Origin of the sequence: Aeromonas sp. S11(2024) (genome assembly GCF_041402345.1) — a bacterium.
In the GTDB taxonomy this organism is placed as follows: Bacteria; Pseudomonadota; Gammaproteobacteria; order Enterobacterales; family Aeromonadaceae; genus Aeromonas; species Aeromonas veronii.
Genome location: NZ_JBGLRC010000005.1, coordinates 1 through 21,473, shown reverse-complemented (window position 1 = coordinate 21,473; position 21,473 = coordinate 1). Strand labels below are relative to the sequence as shown.

The 21,473-nt window shown below is 60.4% G+C and carries 19 protein-coding genes and 3 tRNA genes; 17 read left to right on the top strand and 5 right to left on the bottom strand.

Annotation, left to right across the window (positions count from 1 at the left end):
- The first annotated feature begins 21 nt into the window (after positions 1–21).
- The 7 genes from astB (at position 22) to ACB040_RS06100 (ending at position 4,277) form a co-directional block, all read left to right on the top strand.
- A complete protein-coding gene (gene astB, locus ACB040_RS06130) occupies positions 22–1,359 on the top strand; it encodes an N-succinylarginine dihydrolase (protein WP_279486723.1) in 1,338 nt (445 codons plus the stop codon).
- 260 nt (positions 1,360–1,619) lie between these two features.
- Positions 1,620–1,704 (top strand) — tRNA-Tyr (locus tag ACB040_RS06125).
- A gap of 38 nt (positions 1,705–1,742) precedes the next feature.
- Positions 1,743–1,827 (top strand) — tRNA-Tyr (locus ACB040_RS06120).
- A 44-nt stretch (positions 1,828–1,871) separates the two neighbouring features.
- A tRNA-Tyr gene (locus ACB040_RS06115) sits at positions 1,872–1,956 on the top strand.
- Positions 1,957–2,098: 142 nt separating this feature from the next.
- On the top strand, positions 2,099–2,389 hold the full coding sequence (locus ACB040_RS06110) for a hypothetical protein (protein WP_338772230.1): 291 nt from the start codon (positions 2,099–2,101) through the stop codon (positions 2,387–2,389).
- Between the two features lie 276 nt (positions 2,390–2,665).
- Positions 2,666–4,027: a tRNA 5-hydroxyuridine modification protein YegQ gene (gene yegQ, locus ACB040_RS06105; protein ID WP_005334895.1), complete on the top strand. Its 1,362-nt coding sequence runs from the start codon at positions 2,666–2,668 to the stop codon at positions 4,025–4,027.
- A 1-nt stretch (position 4,028) separates the two neighbouring features.
- On the top strand, positions 4,029–4,277 hold the full coding sequence (locus ACB040_RS06100; protein WP_005334896.1) for a YfhL family 4Fe-4S dicluster ferredoxin: 249 nt from the start codon (positions 4,029–4,031) through the stop codon (positions 4,275–4,277).
- A 75-nt stretch (positions 4,278–4,352) separates the two neighbouring features.
- On the opposite strand, the gene ACB040_RS06095 is transcribed toward ACB040_RS06100, so the two are convergent.
- Positions 4,353–4,745 carry a DUF1090 domain-containing protein gene (locus ACB040_RS06095; RefSeq protein ID WP_005334898.1) on the bottom strand — a complete coding sequence of 131 codons (393 nt, stop codon included), beginning with the start codon at positions 4,743–4,745 and terminating at the stop codon, positions 4,353–4,355.
- A gap of 158 nt (positions 4,746–4,903) precedes the next feature.
- On the opposite strand from ACB040_RS06095, the gene ACB040_RS06090 reads away from it, so the two are divergent.
- Both ACB040_RS06090 and ACB040_RS06085 read left to right on the top strand, forming a co-directional pair.
- Entirely contained in the window at positions 4,904–5,257 is a 354-nt protein-coding gene (locus ACB040_RS06090; protein WP_005334901.1) for a DsrE/DsrF/TusD sulfur relay family protein, read from the top strand.
- A 175-nt stretch (positions 5,258–5,432) separates the two neighbouring features.
- Complete coding sequence (locus tag ACB040_RS06085) at positions 5,433–6,515, top strand: diguanylate cyclase (RefSeq protein WP_123172560.1); 1,083 nt, start codon at positions 5,433–5,435, stop codon at positions 6,513–6,515.
- A 34-nt stretch (positions 6,516–6,549) separates the two neighbouring features.
- Here the strand turns inward: ACB040_RS06085 and ACB040_RS06080 are convergent, their stop codons facing one another.
- Positions 6,550–7,773, bottom strand: a complete 1,224-nt coding sequence (locus ACB040_RS06080) for an MFS transporter (RefSeq protein ID WP_338772232.1) — start codon at positions 7,771–7,773, stop codon at positions 6,550–6,552.
- 200 nt (positions 7,774–7,973) lie between these two features.
- Complete coding sequence (gene sohB, locus ACB040_RS06075; protein WP_204382083.1) at positions 7,974–8,981, bottom strand: protease SohB; 1,008 nt, start codon at positions 8,979–8,981, stop codon at positions 7,974–7,976.
- A gap of 222 nt (positions 8,982–9,203) precedes the next feature.
- On the opposite strand from sohB, the gene ACB040_RS06070 reads away from it, so the two are divergent.
- Positions 9,204–9,959, top strand: coding sequence for a YciK family oxidoreductase (locus tag ACB040_RS06070; RefSeq protein WP_040069067.1), 756 nt, complete (start codon positions 9,204–9,206; stop codon positions 9,957–9,959).
- Positions 9,960–10,091: 132 nt separating this feature from the next.
- Positions 10,092–11,006, top strand: coding sequence for a LysR family transcriptional regulator (locus ACB040_RS06065; protein ID WP_338772235.1), 915 nt, complete (start codon positions 10,092–10,094; stop codon positions 11,004–11,006).
- 15 nt (positions 11,007–11,021) lie between these two features.
- Here the strand turns inward: ACB040_RS06065 and ACB040_RS06060 are convergent, their stop codons facing one another.
- Positions 11,022–12,194: an MFS transporter gene (locus tag ACB040_RS06060; RefSeq protein ID WP_005334914.1), complete on the bottom strand. Its 1,173-nt coding sequence runs from the start codon at positions 12,192–12,194 to the stop codon at positions 11,022–11,024.
- Positions 12,195–12,376: 182 nt separating this feature from the next.
- Between ACB040_RS06060 and ACB040_RS06055 the strand changes: the two genes are divergently transcribed.
- Together ACB040_RS06055 and ACB040_RS06050 are read left to right on the top strand one after the other, a co-directional pair.
- Positions 12,377–13,519, top strand: coding sequence for a MalY/PatB family protein (locus ACB040_RS06055; protein ID WP_193860206.1), 1,143 nt, complete (start codon positions 12,377–12,379; stop codon positions 13,517–13,519).
- A gap of 81 nt (positions 13,520–13,600) precedes the next feature.
- Positions 13,601–15,025, top strand: coding sequence for a TAXI family TRAP transporter solute-binding subunit (locus ACB040_RS06050; RefSeq protein WP_338772238.1), 1,425 nt, complete (start codon positions 13,601–13,603; stop codon positions 15,023–15,025).
- A 124-nt stretch (positions 15,026–15,149) separates the two neighbouring features.
- On the opposite strand, the gene ACB040_RS06045 is transcribed toward ACB040_RS06050, so the two are convergent.
- On the bottom strand, positions 15,150–16,064 hold the full coding sequence (locus tag ACB040_RS06045; RefSeq protein ID WP_005353868.1) for a LysR family transcriptional regulator: 915 nt from the start codon (positions 16,062–16,064) through the stop codon (positions 15,150–15,152).
- 170 nt (positions 16,065–16,234) lie between these two features.
- Between ACB040_RS06045 and ACB040_RS06040 the strand changes: the two genes are divergently transcribed.
- The 4 genes from ACB040_RS06040 to ygjK form a co-directional block, all read left to right on the top strand.
- Positions 16,235–17,491, top strand: coding sequence for an adenylosuccinate synthetase (locus ACB040_RS06040; protein WP_005362191.1), 1,257 nt, complete (start codon positions 16,235–16,237; stop codon positions 17,489–17,491).
- A 197-nt stretch (positions 17,492–17,688) separates the two neighbouring features.
- Positions 17,689–18,225 (top strand): YbhB/YbcL family Raf kinase inhibitor-like protein, encoded by a 537-nt coding sequence (locus ACB040_RS06035; protein WP_204382087.1) that lies wholly within the window; start codon positions 17,689–17,691, stop codon positions 18,223–18,225.
- An 11-nt stretch (positions 18,226–18,236) separates the two neighbouring features.
- Positions 18,237–19,037 (top strand): AraC family transcriptional regulator, encoded by an 801-nt coding sequence (locus tag ACB040_RS06030; protein WP_204382088.1) that lies wholly within the window; start codon positions 18,237–18,239, stop codon positions 19,035–19,037.
- A 195-nt stretch (positions 19,038–19,232) separates the two neighbouring features.
- Positions 19,233–21,473, top strand: a 2,241-nt coding sequence (gene ygjK, locus ACB040_RS06025; protein WP_371153775.1) for an alpha-glucosidase, incomplete at its 3' end; no start/stop codon positions are given.

Genomic DNA, 21,473 nt, shown 5'->3' with positions numbered 1-21,473 from the left:
AAAATCGAAAGGATGTACTCAATGAAGCACTTCGAGGTCAATTTCGACGGTCTGGTCGGCCCGACTCATAACTATGCCGGCCTCTCCTACGGCAACGTTGCCTCCCAGAGCAATGCCCAGGAGGCTTCCAACCCGAAAGAGGCCGCCAAGCAGGGGCTGCGCAAGATGAAGGCGCTGACCGAGCTTGGCATGACCCAGGGGGTACTGGCGCCACAAGAGCGTCCCGATCTCGCCACCCTGCGCCGCCTAGGCTTCACCGGCAACGATGCCCGGGTGCTGGAGCAGGCCGCCAAACAGGCTCCCGCCGTACTGGCTGCCTGTTATTCGGCCTCCAGCATGTGGACAGCCAATGCCGCCACCGTCTCCCCCAGTGCCGATACCCAGGATGGCCGCATTCACTTCACCCCCGCCAACCTGACCAACAAGTTTCACCGCTCTCTGGAGCCTGACGTCACGGGCCGTATCCTGCGCGCCGTGTTCAACAATGATCGCCACTTCAGCCACCACCTCCATTTGCCGGAGAATGACCACTTCGGCGACGAGGGGGCGGCCAACCACACCCGCCTCTGCCGCGCCTATGGCGAGGCGGGGGTCGAGCTGTTTGTCTATGGCCGCAGCGCCTTTGACTACTCCCGCCCGGCGCCGAAGCGCTATCCGGCCCGCCAGACCCTGGAGGCAAGCCAGGCCATCGCTCGCCTGCATGGCCTTGGCGAGGAGAGCGTGGTGTTTATTCAGCAAAACCCGGAGGTGATCGATCAGGGGGTATTCCACAACGACGTGATCGCGGTGGGCAACCAGCACGTGCTCTTCTTCCACCAGCAAGCGTTCCTCAACACCGAAGCGGTGCTGACCGAAATCCGCGGCAAGTTTGGCGAGGGGGATTTGCACTTTATCGAAGTGCCGACCGCCGAGGTATCGGTGCTGGATGCGGTGAAATCCTACCTGTTCAACACCCAGATCCTCACCCTGCCGAGCGGCGAGATGGCCATTATCGCCCCCACCGAGTGCCGCGATAATCCGGCGGTGTCGGCCTATCTTGGCAAGCTGCTGACGCAGGAGACTCCGATCAAGGCGGTCCACTATATGGATGTGAAACAGAGCATGCGTAATGGTGGCGGCCCGGCCTGCCTGCGACTGCGGGTCGCCATGAACGATCAGGAACTCGCTGCGGTCAATCCGGCCTGCCTTATCAACGACAGCCAGTTTGCCCGCCTCGATGGCTGGGTCGATCGCCACTACCGCGACCGCCTGACCCTCGATGACCTGCGGGATCCGGCACTGGTGCAGGAGTCCCGCAGCGCACTGGACGAGCTGACCCAGATCCTGAAACTGGGTTCGGTCTACCCGTTCCAGCGCTAGATGTGATGCCCGGGAAGACCGCCAACGCTGGCGGTCTTCTGCTATCGGCCTTCTCTTCAGCGCGATAGCCAACTTTCAGCGCGATAGCCAACTTGCACGGATGCTGTTTTGTGCAGAAAAGCAGCGCACAACTTGCTGATAAGCTTGAATTTTGAGCTGGATGTATCAAAAAATCGACGAACAGTCATTTTTTACTGCCAGATGCCTCATCAAGGGGTTCACAAAGCCTCTGGATCTGATAGTATGCGCCTCGCACTTGGGGAGGGGTTCCCGAGCGGCCAAAGGGATCAGACTGTAAATCTGACGGCTCTGCCTTCGAAGGTTCGAATCCTTCTCCCTCCACCATTCAAGTGCAAAGTAGTGACAATCAGGAAATACCCCGTGGAGGGGTTCCCGAGCGGCCAAAGGGATCAGACTGTAAATCTGACGGCTCTGCCTTCGAAGGTTCGAATCCTTCTCCCTCCACCATTTCCCTGATTGCAATGGCTGAATACAATTTGCTTTGCCCCTGTGGAGGGGTTCCCGAGCGGCCAAAGGGATCAGACTGTAAATCTGACGGCTCTGCCTTCGAAGGTTCGAATCCTTCTCCCTCCACCATCATTCAAGAAAACCCGGCCTAGCGCCGGGTTTTCGCTTTCTGCCATTCTCATCACATTTTTCCGACCTTGTCAGATCTGACAGTTGCAATTGCATCCCATCTTGCTCATCGTGGCATCATCGACATCAGAGTGTTCATATCATGTTTGAAGTCTGGGACGAGCATGGTCACGCCATCGGTCTAACACTGCAGGCGCTCAAAGTCAGAATCAGCAACGACTATCAGGGCGATCTGATGGTGCGCTACAGCAACAAGCTGGGACTCCCCACGACCCTCTTTCTGACCATTCATCAGGGCGTTGCCTATCAACGCTTCAAAGCGGGCTCGCCAAAACTGGATTGGGAATGGCTGGCCACCGCAGGCAATGGCCACAGCCCCCGCAATTTTATGAGCGAACAGTTTCCCGATTTTCAACTCGCACTGGATAATTGAACATCGCAAATATCGCTAACCCACCATCACAGATTACCCAAAAACTGATTTTCCATTCGCATGATATTCCTGCCAAATTGCATGATGACGTGGGGGCGAGTACAATCTCGCACCCCGAATATCCGGCGCATCTTCTGTAGATAGGCCCGGATATGCCGTCATCGGGTCGCGCTGCATTGAGCCTCCTCTCGGAGGGCATCTTGCACCGCAACTCAACCACTACGATGCCATCAGGTGGCATCGTCCTGATTTGCAATCAGATATAAAGAGTCCGCCATGTTTAAACCAGAATTGCTCTCCCCCGCAGGTTCCCTCAAGAACATGCGTTACGCCTACGCCTATGGCGCCGATGCCGTCTATGCCGGTCAGCCCCGCTACAGCCTGCGGGTACGCAACAACGAATTCGATCACGAAAACCTGCAGCTGGGCATCAACGAAGCCCATGCGCTGGGCAAGCAGTTCTATGTGGTGGCCAACATCCAGCCCCACAACTCCAAGCTCAAGACCTTTATCCGCGACATGCGCCCTGTGGTGGAGATGAAGCCGGATGCGCTGATCATGTCCGACCCCGGTCTTATCATGATGATGCGTGAAGCCTTCCCGGATATGCCCATTCACCTCTCGGTGCAGGCCAACGCGGTCAACTGGGCCACGGTGAAATTCTGGCATCAAATGGGCCTGACCCGCGCCATCCTCTCCCGCGAGCTGTCGCTGGACGAGATTGAGGAGATCCGCATGCAGGTACCGGAGATGGAGCTGGAAGTGTTCGTTCACGGCGCGCTGTGCATGGCCTACTCCGGCCGCTGCCTGCTCTCCGGCTATATCAACAAGCGTGACCCCAACCAGGGCACCTGCACCAACTCCTGCCGCTGGGAGTACAAGGTACACGAGGGTAAAGAAGATGACGTGGGCCAGATCGTCCACCGTCAGGAGCCCATCGCAGTGCGTCCGGACAACACCCTGGGCCTTGGCAAGCCGACTGATGCCCTGGTGCTGCTGGAAGAGTCCAACCGCCCGGGCGAGTACATGAGCGCGTTCGAGGACGAACACGGCACCTACATCATGAACTCCAAGGACTTGCGCGCGGTCGAGCACGTCGAGCGACTGACCAAGATGGGCGTTCACTCCCTGAAAATCGAAGGGCGCACCAAGTCTTTCTATTACTGCGCCCGTACCGCTCAGGTTTACCGCAAGGCCATCGACGATGCGGTAGCGGGTCGTCCGTTCGACCGCAGCCTGATGGGCACCCTCGAAAATCTGGCCCACCGCGGCTACACCGAGGGCTTCCTGCGCCGTCACAACCACAGCGAATACCAGAACTACGACTACGGCTACTCCGTCTCCGACACCCAACAGTTTGTCGGCGAGATCACCGGTCGCAAAGGTGACATGGTCGAGGTCGAGGTGAAGAACAAGTTCCTGGTGGGCAACAACCTGGAGCTGATGACCCCGCAGGGCAACGTCCGTTTCAATCTGGAGCAGATGGAGAACCGCAAGGGCGAGCTGATCGATACCGCGCCGGGCAACGGTCACGTGGTCTATGTGCCAGTCCCGAAAGATCTGGATGTGAACTACGGCATTTTGCTGCGCAATCTGGGCGACAGCCAGGATACCCGCAACCCGCACACGGCGGCCTGAGATGGCGCTGCTCATCACCGACAAGTGCATCAACTGTGACATGTGCGATCCCGAGTGCCCCAACCAGGCCATCAGCCTGGGTGAGGAGATCTACGAGATCGACCCCAGTCGCTGCACCGAGTGCGTCGGTCACTATGAGAAGCCGACCTGCATCAGTGTCTGCCCTATCGACTGCATCATCTGGGATCCCGCTCATGTGGAGACTGAAGATCAGCTGATGGAGAAGTTTGTGCGGATGCACAGGCAGTAGCTGATGCACAGACCGTAAAACGAAAAAAAGGCCGAGCAATCGGCCTTTTTTGATCCTGCGTTCAGCGGCTGGGCATCACTTGCCGACCAGCCGGATCAGTTTGTCCAGCTCCCGCTGGGCCTCCAGCATCCGGGTCTGGGACTCCTCCAGCCTGGCCTGCCGCTTGGCAATCTTCTCCGGTTTGCCACTGACTCTCGCCTCCTGCAACTCGAGCAGGCGCTCGTCCACCTCGCCGCGCAGTTTGTTAACCCGCTCTTTCTGCTCCTTAAGCAGACCTTCATCGGTACAGTTGGCCTTGATATTGCGCGCTGCCTGTTCCAGCCCGGCAATCTGCCCGGCATTGTTGTGTGCTTTGGCAAACACCAGCTGGTCGTTGACGGCCTGCAGACGAGCCTTGCAACCGACCGCCTCACTGCCAAAGGCCTGACCCGCCAATAGCAGCAAGCCAGCTCCCAATACTTTCCACATCTCGATTCATCCGGTCTTGTTTGCGAGCTGACCATAAAAACCTCGATCGGCAGCAGGGTCAAGCAAGTGGGAAAAAGGTGCGACAGAAGTTGTGCGACATCACGCAATTGCCACCCTGTTGGTTCTACAATGGCGCTCTTTCCAATCGGGAGTCTGTTATGAATCAACAAATTGTGGTCATTGCCAACGGTGCCCCCTACGGCAGCGAATCCCTGTTCAACGCCCTACGTCTCGCTATCGCCCTCAACGAACAGGGTGGTGCCAGCCTGAAGCTGTTCCTGATGTCCGATGCGGTGAGTGCAGCGCTGGCCGGTCAGGCTCCGGCCGAAGGGTACAACCTGCGCCAGATGCTGGAGATCCTGCTGGCGCAAGGCGTCACCATTCGCCTGTGCAAGACCTGCACCGATGCCCGTGGCATTACCGCCCTGCCGCTGATCGAGGGCATTGAGGTCGGCACCCTGCCGATGCTGGCCCAATGGACCCTGGCGGCCGACAAGGTGCTGACGTTCTGACCTCCCCCTCCGGATCTCTTGCCCCTTTAGCCCTCATCTGACCCTCCATGGCCCCCGCCATACGGGGGCATTGCACGCGCCGCCAGTCTCACTGACTACACTATCAGTTGCTACACCTGCTTGTTTGTCCCACCTCACGGACAGCGTAACGCCCAGTAATAAACCGAGGACGACGATGAATCCGACCGAACAGACCCTGCTTGAGCAGATGAGGATCACCGACTTCGAGATTGCCCATCGCAAGGAGTTATTGCTACTCAATGAACAGGATGTGGCACGGCTGGCAAGTTATTGCAGCAAAATAGAACCACGGATCGATGCCCTGGTGGATCGCTTCTACCAGCAGCAGACCGCCATCACCGAAATCGCCCTGCTGATCGGGGATGCCGACACCCTCATCAGGTTGCGCACCGCGCAACGGCGCTATGTGCTCGATCTCTTCAGCGGCCATTACGATCTGGAGTACGTCAACAACCGGCTGCGGATCGGGCTGGTTCACAAGCGGATCGGGGTCGAACCCAAGCTCTATCTGGCCGCCATCAACACCCTCAAAGCTCTGCTGATCGAGGATATGTTCGAGCAGATCCACGATGAACCGGAGCGTCTCGTCATGCTGGCCGCACTGGACAAACTCTTTCTGTTTGACATCACTCTGGTCTTCGAAACCTACATTCGCAGTCTGGTATCGGAAATAGAGTCATCCAGAGAGAAGTCTGAGAACTATGCCAAGAGTCTGGAGCAGAAAGTACGCGAGCGTACCAAACAACTGGAGGAGCTGAACCGCACCGATGCTCTGACCGGATTGCTCAACGTTCGCCACCTCAACGAGCTGTTGCTGCTAAGCCTGCGCACCTGTCAGCGCCGTGCCGAACCCATGGCCATCGCCTATCTCGATATCGACAACTTCAAGCAAATCAACGATACCGAAGGTCACCAGCGCGGAGACGAGATCCTGCGCATCGTCGGCCACTGCATCCGTCAGGTCTTTCGCGCCGAAGACAGCTGCTTTCGTTATGGGGGAGATGAGTTCTGCCTGATCCTGCCCAACTGCAACGAGAGTCAGGCGCGGGATATCTATCTCAAACGATTGATCAACACCGTCAAGGAGCAGCTGGGCGATCTCACCCTCAGTATCGGCATAGTGCAGACCGGGCCGGAGCACTACGACGACGGGCTAAACCTGATCCGGCTCGCCGACGAGAGGATGTACGCAGCCAAGAAGGCGCTCAAAGAGAAGACGCCGGGTAGCACGCACTGAACATTCAGCATCACAGATCCCCGCATTTACCGGGTCAGCTCCGCTCAACCACAGACGAGGCCACAGCGGGACGCTGTACTCTGGCCCCCCACTCATAGAGCGCAAAAATCGCCACACAAAGCAGCGCCATCAGCACATAGAGCCACTGACCGCTCCACTGCTCGAGGATCCAGCCTCCCAGCAAGGCACCTGCGGCCCCTCCCAACCCGGCCAGTGCGCTGGCACCAAAGTAGCTCCCCTTGAGGTGGGTAGGAGCCATCTGGTCGATCAGCACGTTGAGCAGGGGGAAGAGGATGGTCTCGCCGATGCTGAGCAACAGCACGGCGCCAAACCAGTGGCTGCGCACCATCGGGTCCCCCAGCGCGAAGAGCAGCTGGGCCGCCAGAAAGAGCGCCATGCCGATATGAAGCCGCACCCGCACCGGCCAGCGTGACAACAAGCGCAGCAACGGAAATTGCAGCAGCACCACGGTCAGGGCGTTGGTCGCCACCAGCAGGGCCACCAGCTCGGCCACCTGTGGCATACCGGCCCGGGTCAGGTACTGCACCAGCGGCGAGTGAAACTGGGAGTAGACCAGCACCATCAGGAGATTGGCCATCACCAGCAGCAGGAAGGCGCGATCCGCCAGCAACACCTTGATGGCATCCCGCAGTCCGGGGCCAGCAGCACCCGGCTTGCCTGTGCTGCCAGCCCGGCGAAATCCCCAGCCAAAGGCCAGCGCTAGCAGCAAATAGCTCACCACCAGAAACAGGAAGGTCTCCTGCTGGGCGTTGATCCCGAGGGTCACCCCGAGCAGCGGCCCCAACGCGGCTCCCAGGTTGAGCAGAAAATAGCGCAGGTGCAGTGCCAACTCCCGCGCCTTGGCCGAGGCCAGACTGTCGGCCATCAGCGCCTTGCCGGGGGCATCGATGAGCCCTGACGAGAGGCCGCTGCCCATCACCCCGACTCCGAGCCAGAACACCTCGTGCGAAAAACCTAGCAGGCCGAAACAGATCATCGCCACCAGACAACCGGCCAGCAGTATGCTGCGCCGCCCGAAGCGATCAGAGAGCCAGCCGCCGTAAAAGCTGACCAGGGTAGAGAGGGCCATTGAGCCCCCCAGCAACAGGCCGATGAAGGTGGCCGAAAGGTCATACTCCCGATAGAGCAGAATGGAGAGGAAGGGCCACACCATGTAGTAGCTGGTACGCACCATAAAGGTGCCCAGAATGACGATCCAGACCAGCGGAGTAAATTGCCTGAAGGTGCTCCATGACATCGCTTTGCTCCATGCCCCGCAGCTCTTACCACAAGATCCTGTCATAAACGGGGAAAGCATTCAGTTGTAACAGAGGGCCTCAATAGAAACAACCCTCGCTCACCGACAAGGTGCAACCGGATGCAAAAAGGCCAGCCGATGGGCATCGACTGGCCTTTTTATCGCGGGATTTCCCTCTGGCTATAGCCAGAGGGCCAGGCTTAGCGCCAGGGGCTCTGCTGCCAAAGACGCCCCAGTCCGGCTTCCAGCGCCTGCGCACCCTGCTGCCCCAGCTTCTGGGTCAGGCTTTTTGGCTTGCGATAGCTGATGCCGATCACCTTGTGGTGGCTGGCCTGCGCCAGCAGGTAGTCATCGCTGGTGCAGAGGGTATCCACCAACCCCAGCCCCTTGGCCTGACTCGCCAGCCAGTGTTCACCAGTCGTGACCTGATCGATATCGAGTTGCGGGCGATGTTCGGCCACAAAGGCCTTGAAGCGCTCGTGGATCGCCGCCAGCTCCTCGCGAAACTTCTCGCGCCCCAGATCATCGTTCTCGCCGAACATGGTGATGGTGCGCTTGTACTGTCCAGCGGTGTGCATCTCGAATTCGATGTCATGCTTTTTCAACAACTTGTTGAAGTTCGGCAGCTGGGCGATCACCCCGATGGAGCCGACGATGGCAAAGGGGGCAGCCAGGATCTTGTCCGCCACACAGGCCATCATGTAGCCGCCGCTCGCCGCCACCTTATCGATAGCCACGGTGAGCTTGATGTCACGATCGCGCAGTCGCTGCAACTGGGAAGCGGCCAAGCCATAGCCATGCACCACGCCGCCACCGGATTCGAGTCGCAGCAGCACCTCGTCGCCGGGCTGGGCGACGCCAATCACCGCGCTCACCTCCTCGCGCAGGGAGGTCACCTCTTTGGCATCCATGCTGCCGTTGAAATCGAGCACGAACAGGCGACTGCGCTCATCCCCCGCTTTGGCGCGTTTTTTCTGCTCCTCTTTCTGCTGCTTTTCCATCACCTTGCGCTCGGCCTTGCTGGCGAGCGCGCTCTTAAGCGCAAATTGCCCCTGCTCCAGCTCGCTCGAGAGATCGGTCACCACCAGCTCACCCTTGCGCGCTTTCGGCTGGCGAGTGCTCACAATCATCAGGATGATGGCGCCGATGGCCAGCAGGAAGGTCACTGTCTTGGCCAGAAACAGGCCATATTCGGTCAGAAATGTCACGATGGACTCCAGAATGGATCGGTTTTCGTCACATTCTAGGGAGTTTGATGGAGGCGCGCAAAAAATCGCAGCCAGTGCCCGGAAAAACCAACCCGAGCATCACAACCTCTCTATTTTCTTCACATTTTTCTTGCCGCTGGCTGGTCAAACAGGCGCGCGGATCAGTACACTTGGCGCCGATTGCCATGCACTTATGGCCGGAATTTGTTAACAGGAGTTGTCATGCTCGATTATCAGGCGCCCCGCGATCTGCTCAAGGATAAAGTCATTCTGGTCACCGGTGCCGGCGACGGGATCGGCCGCGAAGCCGCCCTCACCTACGCCGCTCACGGTGCCACCGTGATCCTGCTCGGCCGCACCAGCGCCAAACTCGAAGCCGTGTATGACCAGATTGAAGCGGCCGGTTATCCGCTGCCCGCCATCGTGCCGGTGGATCTGAAAGGGGCCACCGCCGCCCACTACCGCGGCATGGCCGAAACCTTCGCCCAGCAGTTTGGCCGCCTCGACGGCGTGCTGTTCAACGCCGGTCTGCTTGGCACCCTCTCTCCGTTTGAACACATTCAGGAGAAGGAGTGGGATGAGGTGATGCAGGTCAACGTCAAATCGGAATTCCTGCTGACCCAGGCGCTGCTGCCGCTGCTGCGCCAGACCGCCAAGACGCAGGGCGATGCCTCCATCGTCTACACCTCCTCCAGCGTGGGGCGCAAGGGGCGCGCCTACTGGGGCACCTATGCCATCTCCAAGTTCGCCATCGAGGGGATGATGGAAGTGTTGGCCGACGAGCTTGAGAACACCGGTGTGCGGGTCAATACCCTCAATCCGGGCGGTACCCGTACCAAGATGCGCGCCAGCGCCTTCCCGGCGGAAGATCCCATGAACCTCAAGACTCCGGCCGACCTGATGCCGCTCTACCTCTACCTGATGGGGTCGGACAGCCGCGGCAAAACCGGCCAGACCTTTGTGGCTCAGCCAAAATAAACAAGTTGCGTGGCCCAGCCCAAATAAATCAATAAAATACCCAGAGTGTTGTGCGGCAGGGGTTAAATTGAATAGGGGGCACAGGCTCCCTGTTCGAACCACTGACCATCCTATCTCCAATCAGGTTGAACTATGTTTCGTCCCAAGAGCACGTTTGAGCAATGGCGGATCTTTCAGGCGGTGGTCGACTGCGGCGGCTACGCCCAGGCGGCCGAGGCGCTGAACAAGAGCCAGTCCTCCCTCAATCATGCGGTTGCGAAGTTGCAGCAGAGTCTGGGGGTGCCCTTGCTGGAGGTGCGCGGCCGCAAGGCGGTGCTGACGCCGGCGGGCGAGATCTTCCTCAAGCGGGCCCGTCAGTTGAGCCAGCAGGTGGAAGAGCTGGAGAATCTGGCCAACAACCTGGAGCGGCAGTGGGAGCCGCAGATCAACCTCTATGTCTCGGCGCTGCAGCCAAGGGATCGCCTCTATCGGGCGCTGGCCAGCTTCTATCCCCGCAGCCGGGGTTGCCGGGTCAACCTGCACGAACGCATTCACTGCCACTTCAACGCCCTGCAACCGGGGGATCTGATGCTCTCCGAGCACCTGCCCGGCGATCGCACCGGTCTGCTGCTGGACGAGGTGTGCCTGCTGCCCCTCTGCGCCGCCAACCATCCGCTGGCACAGGAGGAGGGGCCCATCCGCAGCGACGTGCTGACCAGCCACAACCAGATCAGCCTTCATCCCCCCATTCACCGCTCGGTGGACTGGAACGATGCGGATGACACCGGCTGGAAGGCAACCCACTACCACGAAGTGCTCGCCATGCTGCGCCTTGGCCTCGGCTATGCCTGGCTGCCGCGCCATCTGGTTGAGCGGGAGCTGGCGGAAGGTTCGCTCATACAGCTGGATCTGGAAAGCGGCAACGAACGCCACCTCTACACCTATCTGCTGACCCTCTCCCCCGAATCTCTCGGCCCTGCGACCGAGCTGCTGCTGCGCTGCCTGCGCAACGAATATCAGGGCGAGTCATCGCCGCTCCCGCACGCCCAGTCCCAGCACGATAAATAACAGCCAGATCCCCCGTCAGACATTGGGCACCCGCCAGCTGGCGGCCAGTGCCACCAGCGCCAATCCCAGCGCCACCATAAAGACCCCGTGGAAACTCCACACCTCCGCCACCACCCCGGCGATGGCCCCCGCCATGATGGATCCGGTGCGGATGCTGTTGGCAAACAGGGTAGTCGCCACCCCGGCTCTCCCCGGCATCAGATCCTGAAAGTAAGACATGCCGATCCCCGCCACGATACCGATGAAGATGGCGTTGAACAGCTGCAAGGCGATCAGGGCATATTGGTCGGTGAGGGTCACCAGACCTGTGTAAAAGGCCGCGCCAGCGAGCACCGCCAGCAACATCATGGGGCGCTTGCCAAAGCGCGCCGTGTAGTAACCCGCCAGCAGCATGAAGGGGATCTCCAGCGCCGCTGCCGTGCCCATCAGGATACCGGCAAGCTTCTCATCCATCCCGAGCTCGCGAGTGATGTAAAGCGGCATATTGATGAGGTACATGCTGTTGCAGGTCCACATCAGGGTTGAGGCGATAAAGAGTGCCCGCACCGCCGGATCCCGCCAGCTGCTGACCCGCTCTGTCTCTTCAGCCATCTTGGGCAAAGGCAGAGAGGGGAGCCAGCGCCACACCACCAGGGCACAGAGCAGATAGGCCAGTGCCGAGGCCAAGTACATCAGCTCGAAGCCGTAGCCGATGGCCAGCGCGAAGGCGATGGGTGGGCCTATGACCCAGGCCAGCGAAAACTGGGCCCGCATCACCGAGCTGAACATGTCCGCCCGCCGGTTGCGGCTGTCAGAATACTCCCGCGCCAGCGCAAACAGCTGGGGACTGGCAGTGGCCGCCAGCGCCGCCAGCATCACCCCCAGACTCGCCAGCAGCCAGTAGTTGCGGTTCCAGGCAAACAGCAGGGAGAGCGCCACCCCGGCAAAACAGCAGCGCAGGATCAGTCGCTTGCGATCCCCCTTGTTGTCGGAGCGATGGCCCAGCCACTGGCTGACCAGAATGCCCACCACAGCGTTGATGGTATAGAAGAGCCCGACCAGAAAGGGGCGCACCTGCACCTCCTCGGCCAGAAACAGACTTAAGGTAGGCACCTGCAGTGCCACCGCGACGCCGGTCATAAAGGTCACGGCAAGAAATGAAAGAGAGACGGGGTCCGGGCGTTTGACCGCCGCTATCGACAAGCTCATAGGGTTACCACTGATTGGAGGGACGATACGGGCTAACGGACGGCAGCCGTATGAAAATTCGGCGCCTATCTTATGTCACTATCAAGAGCGGGCTCAAGGATGGCATAAGCAGGTGTGCGCCTTGCGAGGGAGGCCGCGACCCCGTAGAGTGAAAGCCCATCCTGCCAGCACAAGGAGTTCGCATGTTTGATTTTGATCAGGAAGTAGACCGCAGTGGCACCATGAGCCTGAAATGGGACAAGTACAAGGGTCAGGATGTGCTGCCCATGTGGGTTGCCGATACCGACTTTGTCTCCCCCCCGTCCGTGATTGAGGCGTTGACCAAACGGGTTGCCCACGGCATTTTCGGCTATTCACGCCCCTCGCCGCGCCTGATCGAACTCATTATCGAACGGATGGCGACCCGCTATGGCTGGGCCATCGAGCCCGAATGGCTGGTGTTCCTGCCGGGCGTGGTGCCGGGGCTCAACCTTGCCTGCAAGGCGTGGAGCCAGCATGGCCGCGGTATCATCACCCCCAAGCCGGTCTACTACCCCTTCCTGCAGGCGCCGGGCTTCAATGATCGTCCCCTGCTCACCGTGCCGATGATTGAAGAAGCCGGTCGTTGGGTGCTGGATCTGGCAGAGCTTGAGCGTCAGGCTCCCGCCGCAGATCTGCTGCTGCTCTGCAACCCCCACAACCCGGGCGGCACCATCTTCACCCGTGACGAGCTGCTGGCCATCGATGCTATCGCCGCGCGCCACAATCTGGTGATCTGCTCCGATGAAATCCACTGCGATCTGCTGCTGGATAAAAACGCCCGCCACATTCCCTACGGCGCCATCAGTGCGCAAGCGGCCGAGCGCTGCGCGGTGATGATGGCCCCGAGCAAGACCTTCAATATCGCCGGTCTCTGCTGCTCCTTCGCCATTATCCCCAACGCCCGTCTACGCTTCAGGCTGCAACAGGCGATGCGCGGCATCAGCGCCGACGTCAACCTGCTGGGCTTTGTCGCCGCCGAAGCGGCCTATGAGGGTGGCGAACAGTGGCTGACCGAGCAGCTCGACTATCTGGCAGCCAATCTGGCCCTGCTCCAGCAGGCGGTTGCCCGCTGGCCCGGCGTCAAGCTGGCCAACCATCAGGCGACGTATCTGGCCTGGATTGATGTCAGCGCCCTTGGCCTTGCCGATCCCATCGCCTTCTTCGAGCAGGCCGGCGTTGGTCTCTCCCCCGGCGCCCAGTTTGGCGACGGTCAGTTCGTGCGGCTCAACTTCGGCTGCACCAGGGCACGGCTGACCGACGCGCTGGCGCGGATGGAGCGGGCAATCCTCAACAACAAGCCCTGATCAGCCAGCAACGGGATGGGCAAGCCCCATCCCTTTTTCACTGTGTCATCAGCCAGCGGTCAACTCAGTCAACGGTCAATTATGTCTCTACGGATCTTGCATCACCTTCTGCTCCCCCTCTGTGCACTCTCTGCGCTGCTCCCCTTTGGCAGCCAGGCGCTGACTATCGGAACGGGCCCGCTCAACGGGGTCTACTACCCGACCGGTGGCGCCATCTGCCGGGTGCTCAATGCCGGCCATGCCCTGCATGGGGACAGCTGCACCGTGCAGAGCACCCGTGGCTCGATGGCCAACCTCAAGGCACTCGACAAGGGGGACGTACAGCTGGCGCTGGTGCAATCCGATGTGTTGCACCACGCCCTGCACGGCACCGGCCCCTTCAGCGGGCAGGGGACCAACAATGAGCTGCGCAGCCTGTTTCGCCTCTATCAGGAATCGTTAACCCTGCTGGCCGCCCCCAATAGCGGCATCACCACCCTGGCAGATATCGAAGGGAAGCGGGTCTATCCGGGCAACAAGGGCGCCGGTGAGCAGATCACCAGTCAGGCCCTGATGGCAGCCATGGGATGGCAACCCGGGCAGTTTGCTGCCTATGAGCTCAAATCGGACAGCGAACCGCTGGAAGGGCTGTGCGATGGCTCGCTGGATGCCGCATTTGTGGTTGCCGGTCACCCCAGTCTGGCGGTCGGCGACCTGATCAGCCGCTGCAAGGTGCGCCTCATCCCCATCGAAGGGGAGCAGATCGACAGGCTGCTCAAGCAACACCCCTACTACCAGCGCAGCCGCATCGCTGCCAACCTCTATCCGGGGCAGACCACCGCCATCAACAATATCGGAATGAGTGCCGAACTGGTGGCGCTGGCCAGCCTGCCGGACCCCATCGTCCGTACCGTGCGCGATACCCTGCTGGCCCGGGTCAAACAGTTCAGCCGGTTGCATCCCGCTCTTAGCAAGGTGACTCCCGAGCAGTTGCAGGCGCAAACCGAGCTGCCCCTCCATGCGGGGATGTCGGATCAACCGCCAGCCCCCTTGCCACTGACCCCCGAGCAGTTAACCGCAGAACAGCTGACGCCGGAGCCGTTAACACCAGCGCCATCGACCTCGGAAGCGGTGCCCACAACAGAGCAGGTGAGTGCCGCCGACGGGACGACAACGCCCATTGAGGCGCCCTCTGACGCGACCGCCACCAGCAGTGCCGCAGTGGCAACAGAAGCCACAGAGGTTAATCCCTTGCCCGAAGAGGCACTTGAGGTCACCCCCGAGCTCACTGCTACGCCGACCTCCGAGGGGGAAAGAGTGGCTCCCTCTGCCGCAGCGTCAACGGTTCCATCACCATCGGCTGCCGTTTCAACTCAATGGCCACAAAGCGCCTCTGCGGCCACTGCGCCGCAAGAGCAGGCAACCCCGCCTGCCAGCAGCGCGGTGACTGGCGAAACCCCGCAGCAGGATAAAACCGACACGCCTCCCGCCCCTGCCAGCAGCGCAGCCACACCGCTGCAACCCTGAATGGTCAGCGCCAACAAATGCATCAGGGCAGCCTCGGCTGCCCTGATTGTTGATATGCGCTCGATAGTGACGCAATTGATGGCGGCTTAGTCACCCCGATAGGCCTGTTCACCTGGCCGCCCCGCTACGGCTCCATCACCCGAGTCAGATAGGGGTTGGGCTTCTGGATCTCCTCCTCCACCCAGTGCAGCAACTGCTTGATGGCCCGCGATAACACCTGATTCTGACGCACCACATAACCCAGACTGGTCCCGGGAAAATCGCCGAGGCTGGTGACCGGCGCGGTGAGGTTGAGGCGCGGATGCAGGGAGAAGTCCGGCACGATGGCGACACCAAAGCCCGCCTCGGCCCAATCGAGCTGGGCGTCCACGCTACCCACCTCCATGATGCGACAGGGGGGCAAGGCCAGCAGCGGCAGGGACGGGTCGATCAGCGCCCGGGTGCGGGTGTCGTGACCGAGCAGGATCAGGGTCGGCTCGTCGAGGGGGTCGCTCTCTCCCGCCACCGCCCGCGCCTGCCAGCGGGCAAGGCCGTGGCCCAGCGCGCACCAGGTCACCTGTTGCAGCTCGGTATAGAAGAGCGGTTCGCTGCGCTTTTGCGCCATGACAAAACCCAGATCCGCCTTGCCCGCCTTGACCAGCTCGGCCGCCTGATCCGAAGTGGTGTTGAACAGGGTAAGGTCGATGCCGGGAAACTCCCGCTTGAAGCGCTGGAACGGCTGGATCAGCAGCAGACGGGAGATGATGTCGCTGGCGGCGATAGCCAGCGTCCCCTGACTCAGCTGGTTGAGGGCATTGAGATCGGACTGGCAGAGCTGCAACTCGGCGATGGTGCGCTCGGCGCTTTGCAGCAGCCGCTCCCCCGCCTGCGTCAGGCGAAACGGACTGCGCTCGATCAGCCGCACCCGGGTCGCCTGCTCCAGCCGTTTGATATGCAGGCTGACATTGGGCTGGGTCATGTGCAGTTCGGTGGCGGTCTGACCAAAATGTTGCAATCGGGCCAGAGTGACAAAGGTTTGCAGCCAGTGAATATCCAGCATAAGAGTCCCTCAACCCGCGAGGTGCGGGGCTTGCCAGGAAAAATCGGACGGTTTGCCGCTTAATTGTCCATAATTATATGGTTCTCTTATCGGAATTATAAAGATAATTAATTTTTCTAATCCGCATCAGGCTCCTAGGATGGACGCCTAACGTCTTAGGAGAAAGAGTCATGTCGTCTATCGTAGTCGTAGGTGCTAACTGGGGTGATGAAGGCAAAGGCCGCATCGTGGATTATCTGGCAGGTCAAGCTGGCGCCAGCATTCGCTTCCAGGGCGGCAACAACGCTGGCCACACCGTGGTCAACGACCTTGGCACCTTCAAGCTGCACCAGGTTCCGAGTGGCGTATTCAACCCGGATTGCCTGGTTGTCCTCGGCCCGGGCATGGTGATCAGCCCCGAGAAACTGACCGTCGAGCTCGAGGAAGTCAAAGCCTCCGGCGTGACTCCGAAGCTGGCCATCTCTGACCGCGCAACTCTCTGCCTGCCGCTGCACGCACTGGAAGATACCCTGGAAGAGCAACGTCTGGGTGACGGCGCCTATGGCTCCACCCGTCAGGGCATCGCCCCTGCCTACGGCGATCGCGTGATGAAGAAAGCGATCCTGGTTGGCTGGCTGAAACAGCCGGACGTGCTGGTCGAGCGCATCCAGTTCATGCTGGACTGGAAACTGCCGCAGATGAAGGCTATCTACCCCTCCTTCGAATTCACCCAGACTGCCCAGGAGATGGCCGACTGGCTGCTGGAAGTCTCTGCACCCTGGATCGACGCAGTGTGCAACGTCAGCATGCCGCTCAAAGCGCTGCAGGCTGAAGGCAAGACCCTGCTGTTCGAAGCCCAGCTGGGCGCTGGCCGTGACCTGATCTACGGCGAATACCCCTGGGTGACCTCCTCCCACGTATCCGGCGCCTACGCCGGTATCGGTGGCGGTCTGCCGGGTCTGCGCCCGGAGCGCGTCATCGCTGTGGCCAAGGCATTCAGCTCCTCTGTCGGTACCGGCACCCTGCTGACCGCCATGGAGAACCAGGACGAGTTCCGCAAGATCACCAATGAGTTCGGCGCTACCACTGGCCGTCCCCGTGATGTCGGTTACTTCGACGCCGTCGCCACCAAGAACGGTGTCGAGCTGCAAGCCGCCACCGAAGTGGCACTGACCAAGCTGGACTGCCTGACCGGTCTGCCGGATCTGAAGATCTGCGTGGCCTACGAAGGTGCCCACACCGAGAACCCAATTTGGCCGCAAACCGCTGCCCTGAAGCCGGTTTACGAGCAGATGGAAAGCTGGAGCGAAGACATCACCGGCTGCCGCACCTTCGAAGAGCTGCCCAAAGCGGCCCAGCAGTACGTGCTACGTATCGAAGAGCTGCTCGGCGTACCGGTTCCGATGGTTTCCGTCGGCCCGGGCCGTGACGAGATGATCCTGCGCTAAGCCGCACCTCTTATCGTCAAACAAAAAACCGGCATCCCTGATGCCGGTTTTTTTATGGCTGCTATTTACCTTATCGCCATAAAAACCACTCAAAGGCTCAATTAACTCAACAATCGACCTCACCTTGAGCCGTTCTGCAATATTATTCTGCCCTGCTCTCGCTAAAGTGAACCCGTTACCACACGAGGAGTCACCCGATGAAATTGCTCAAACAGAGTGCCCTGTTGCCACTGCTCTGCCTGACGGCCATGCCAGCCTTTGCCATGACCCTGAAGAGCACAGATATTCACGAAGGCCAGCTGATGGACAAACAGTTCAGCTTCAACGGCTTTGGCTGCAGCGGCGACAACCACTCGCCCCAACTTAGCTGGCAGGATCTGCCGGCAGGCACCAAGAGTGTTGCCATCACCGCCTATGACCCCGATGCCCCCACCGGCAGCGGTTGGTGGCACTGGCTGGTGGTTAACCTGCCTGCCACCCAGAGCGAGCTGGCCAGCAATGCCTCCGGCAAGCTCAAGCAGGGATTGGAGATCCGCACCGACTTTGGCAGCCAGGGTTATGGCGGCCCCTGCCCGCCTGCTGGTCACGGCATGCACCGCTATCAGTTCACCGCCTGGGCCCTGCCCCATGATCTCGAGGTAAAGGCTGATACCCCGCCGGCTATGGTAGGCTACATGCTCAACAGCATGGCGCTCAGCAAGGCCACCCTGACCGCCACCTTCGTCACCCCCTAGGAGCCAACCGGATGAGCACTTCCCTGCTGCAACAGAGCCACTATCTCGGGATCCGCCAGCAGCCCCTACACCGGGTGCTCATCTACGCCCCGACCCTCATCTGGGTCACCCAGGGGAGCAAGCAACTGTGGTGGCGCGAGCGGCGTCTGTCGTTTGACAGGGAGCGGTGGCTGCTGATCCCGGCAGGCCACCAGCTCACCTTCGTCAATCAGCCGGAGCAGGGCAAGTTTCGCTCCCACGCCATCACGCTGCTGACTCCACCACCGCCGGAGTGGCTGGCCGAGTCATCCCCTTCCCACGCCGATCTGGAGGAACCCGCTGTCAAGGTCACCCCCGGGCTCGCCTTCTGCTTTGAGCTCATCAGTACCATGGCCGAACGGGGACTGAGCGAAGCAACACAGGCCGAACTGCTGCGCGGCTTCTATGCCGAACTGCGGGCCGCCAACGCCCTCGGATTGCTCTTTCCCGCCAGCACCATGACCCTCGCAGAGCGGCTGGCACGCTACCTGGCGGTGGAACCCGGAATCGACCACACCCTGGAGGCGGTGGCCCCCCACTTCTCCATGAGCCGCGCCTCCATGGTGCGCAAGCTGGCCGCCGAAGGTCGCAGCTTTCGCCAGTTGCTGGCTCAGGTGCGCATGAGCCACGCCCTCAACCTGTTGCAACAGGGCCTAACCCCGCTGGAGGTCGCCCTCGCCTGCGGTTATGACTCCCCCAGCCGTTTTGCCGCCCGCTTCAAACAGGAGTTCGGCCTGACACCCCACCAATACCTGCACACCTGCCCTGCCAGATTGGCGAGCAATGACAAGTAAAATATTACTTAAAGACCATTCTATGTAACCTGATGTAACCCGGTGAACCCGCTCACATTGCCGCCTCTTCAGAGTGTGATCTCGCGCCAACGCTCCCTTTCCCCTTGCCATACAATGGCTACCGAACACATTTTCACTAAAAATAAGCGTAAAAAATCTTCCTTTTAACCTACATAAACGGAATTGGAGCGAGAAATTTTTCGTAAAACTTTACTCTCGGTAGCCCTCGGCACCGCCCTGTTCGGACTGACCGCCTGCAACGATAACCAGACAGAGAGCAGCACAGTCGCCAAACCGGAGCTGGCCATCCAGTACAAGGACGTGATCGACCGTCGGGGAACACCGACCCAATTCCGCGACTTTGACAGCTACTCCAACCTCAAATACAACCCGCTGCTCGATCTGGGGGCATGGCACGGTTTCCTGCTGCCTGCCAGCGACAAGGAGTGGGGGGGCTTTACCGGCCCCATGGTCATCTCCGAGGAGTACAGCCTCTTCTTTGCCAGCGAGCTGGACAAGCTCACCCTGAGCGATGCGAGCGGCCGCCCGTTCCCGCTCACCAGCGCCCGCAAGCAGGAGGTGTACGCCATTCCCGGTGCGCTGGTGCAACGCTTCGAGTTCGAGCCCTTCACGCTGGAGCTGGAGCTGCGTTATGGCGATGCCCGCACCGCTCTTATCCGCACCCGACTCATCAATCAGACCGATGCACCGCTCACCCTCAACCTCAACTGGCAGGGCGAGTTGCTCAATCAATGGGATGCCAAGGATACGATTGCCAGCAAATATCCAGGCTGGACTCGCACCATCAGCGAGAGCGACAAAGGAATCGAATTCCAGTTCGGCAAACTGCGCAGCACCTGGAACATCATGCAGAGCGGCAGCGCCCGCTATCGCATCGACCGCACCCTGCCAAGCCGCACCACCCTCGACCAGAAGATACTGGGCTACCAAAGCGACGCCAGCATTACCCTGGCCGCCAAGGGGAGCGAGGATATCTACACCCTGCAGAGCTATCTCCACTCCGCAGATGACGCCAGCCGCCATCAGCAGAGCCGTCAGGCCCTGCTGGCCAACCCGGCCAGCTATTTTGCCGACTCCATCCGCCGCTGGGAGGACTACCTTGCCAAGGGTCTCTCCAATCAGGGTATCCCCGAGTCGGAGCGTCGCATCGCCGTCAAGGCGATGGAGACCCTCAATGGCAACTGGCGCTCCCCGGCTGGCGCCATCCTCCACGACGGGGTAACCCCCTCCAATACCGCCCGCTGGTTCGACGGCGTCTGGGCCTGGGACAGCTGGAAGCACGCCTATGCCATGGCACACTTCAACCCTGAGGTGGCCAAGAGCAACGTGCGCGCCATGTATGACTATCAAGTACAGCCGGATGATCCGGTGCGACCACAGGATGCGGGCATGGTGATCGACGCCGTCTTCTACAACAAGCTGGCGGATCGCGGTGGCGATGGCGGCAACTGGAACGAGCGCGACACCAAGCCGCCCCTCTCCGCCTGGGCCATCTGGGAAATCTACAGCGCCACCAAGGACAAGGCCTTTATCGCCGAGATGTATCCCAAGCTGCAGGCCTACCACGACTGGTGGTACCGCGCGCGGGACAACAACCGCAACGGCATCATCGAATATGGCGCCACCAAGCATGTGGAGCACAACGACGAGTACGGCAATATTACCTTCAAGGTGCAGTACTCCAACGGTATTCCCGCCGGGCTGGATCTCTCAAGCTGTACCAGTGAGGGGGATGGCTGGTATGCCTGCGCCGGAATGCCGCTCTATCAACAGGTGTTGAACGTGGGCGGTTACAGCGACATGGATATCGGTGCCCAGCACGGCGCCGGTTGGGAGTCAGGCATGGACAACGCCGCCCGCTTCGGCTTTATCGAGCCGGGCCAGCTGCAACGCTATGCCGACAAGACTTATGACGGAGATTTGGCCAAGGCACGTCAGGACTGGAACGTCGCCTTCTTTGAAAACCATCAGGACAATGGCGATTTGATCGGTTTCTCCATCGATCAGGAGTCAGTGGAGCTCAACGCCTTCCTCGCCAAAGAGAAACGCATTCTGGCAGACATGGCCGACCTGCTTGGCAAGCCGAACGACGCGAGCCGCTACCGCGATGGCGCGACCCAGCTGGCTGGTTACATCAACAGTTGCATGTTCGATGAGGCATCAGGCTTCTATTACGATCGTCAGATTGCTCAGGGGGATGTTGCTGACGGCAACGGCTGCGTCGGCAAATTGCTGACCGCCCGCGGCCGTGGCCCGGAAGGGTGGAGCCCGCTCTGGGCAGAGGTCGCCGACAAGGAGAAAGCAGCGCGGGTGCGCGAGGTGATGCTCAACGCCCAGGAGTTCAACACAAAGATTCCGCTGGGCACAGCCGCGCTGACCAACCCGGCCTACGACCCCAATATCTACTGGCGCGGC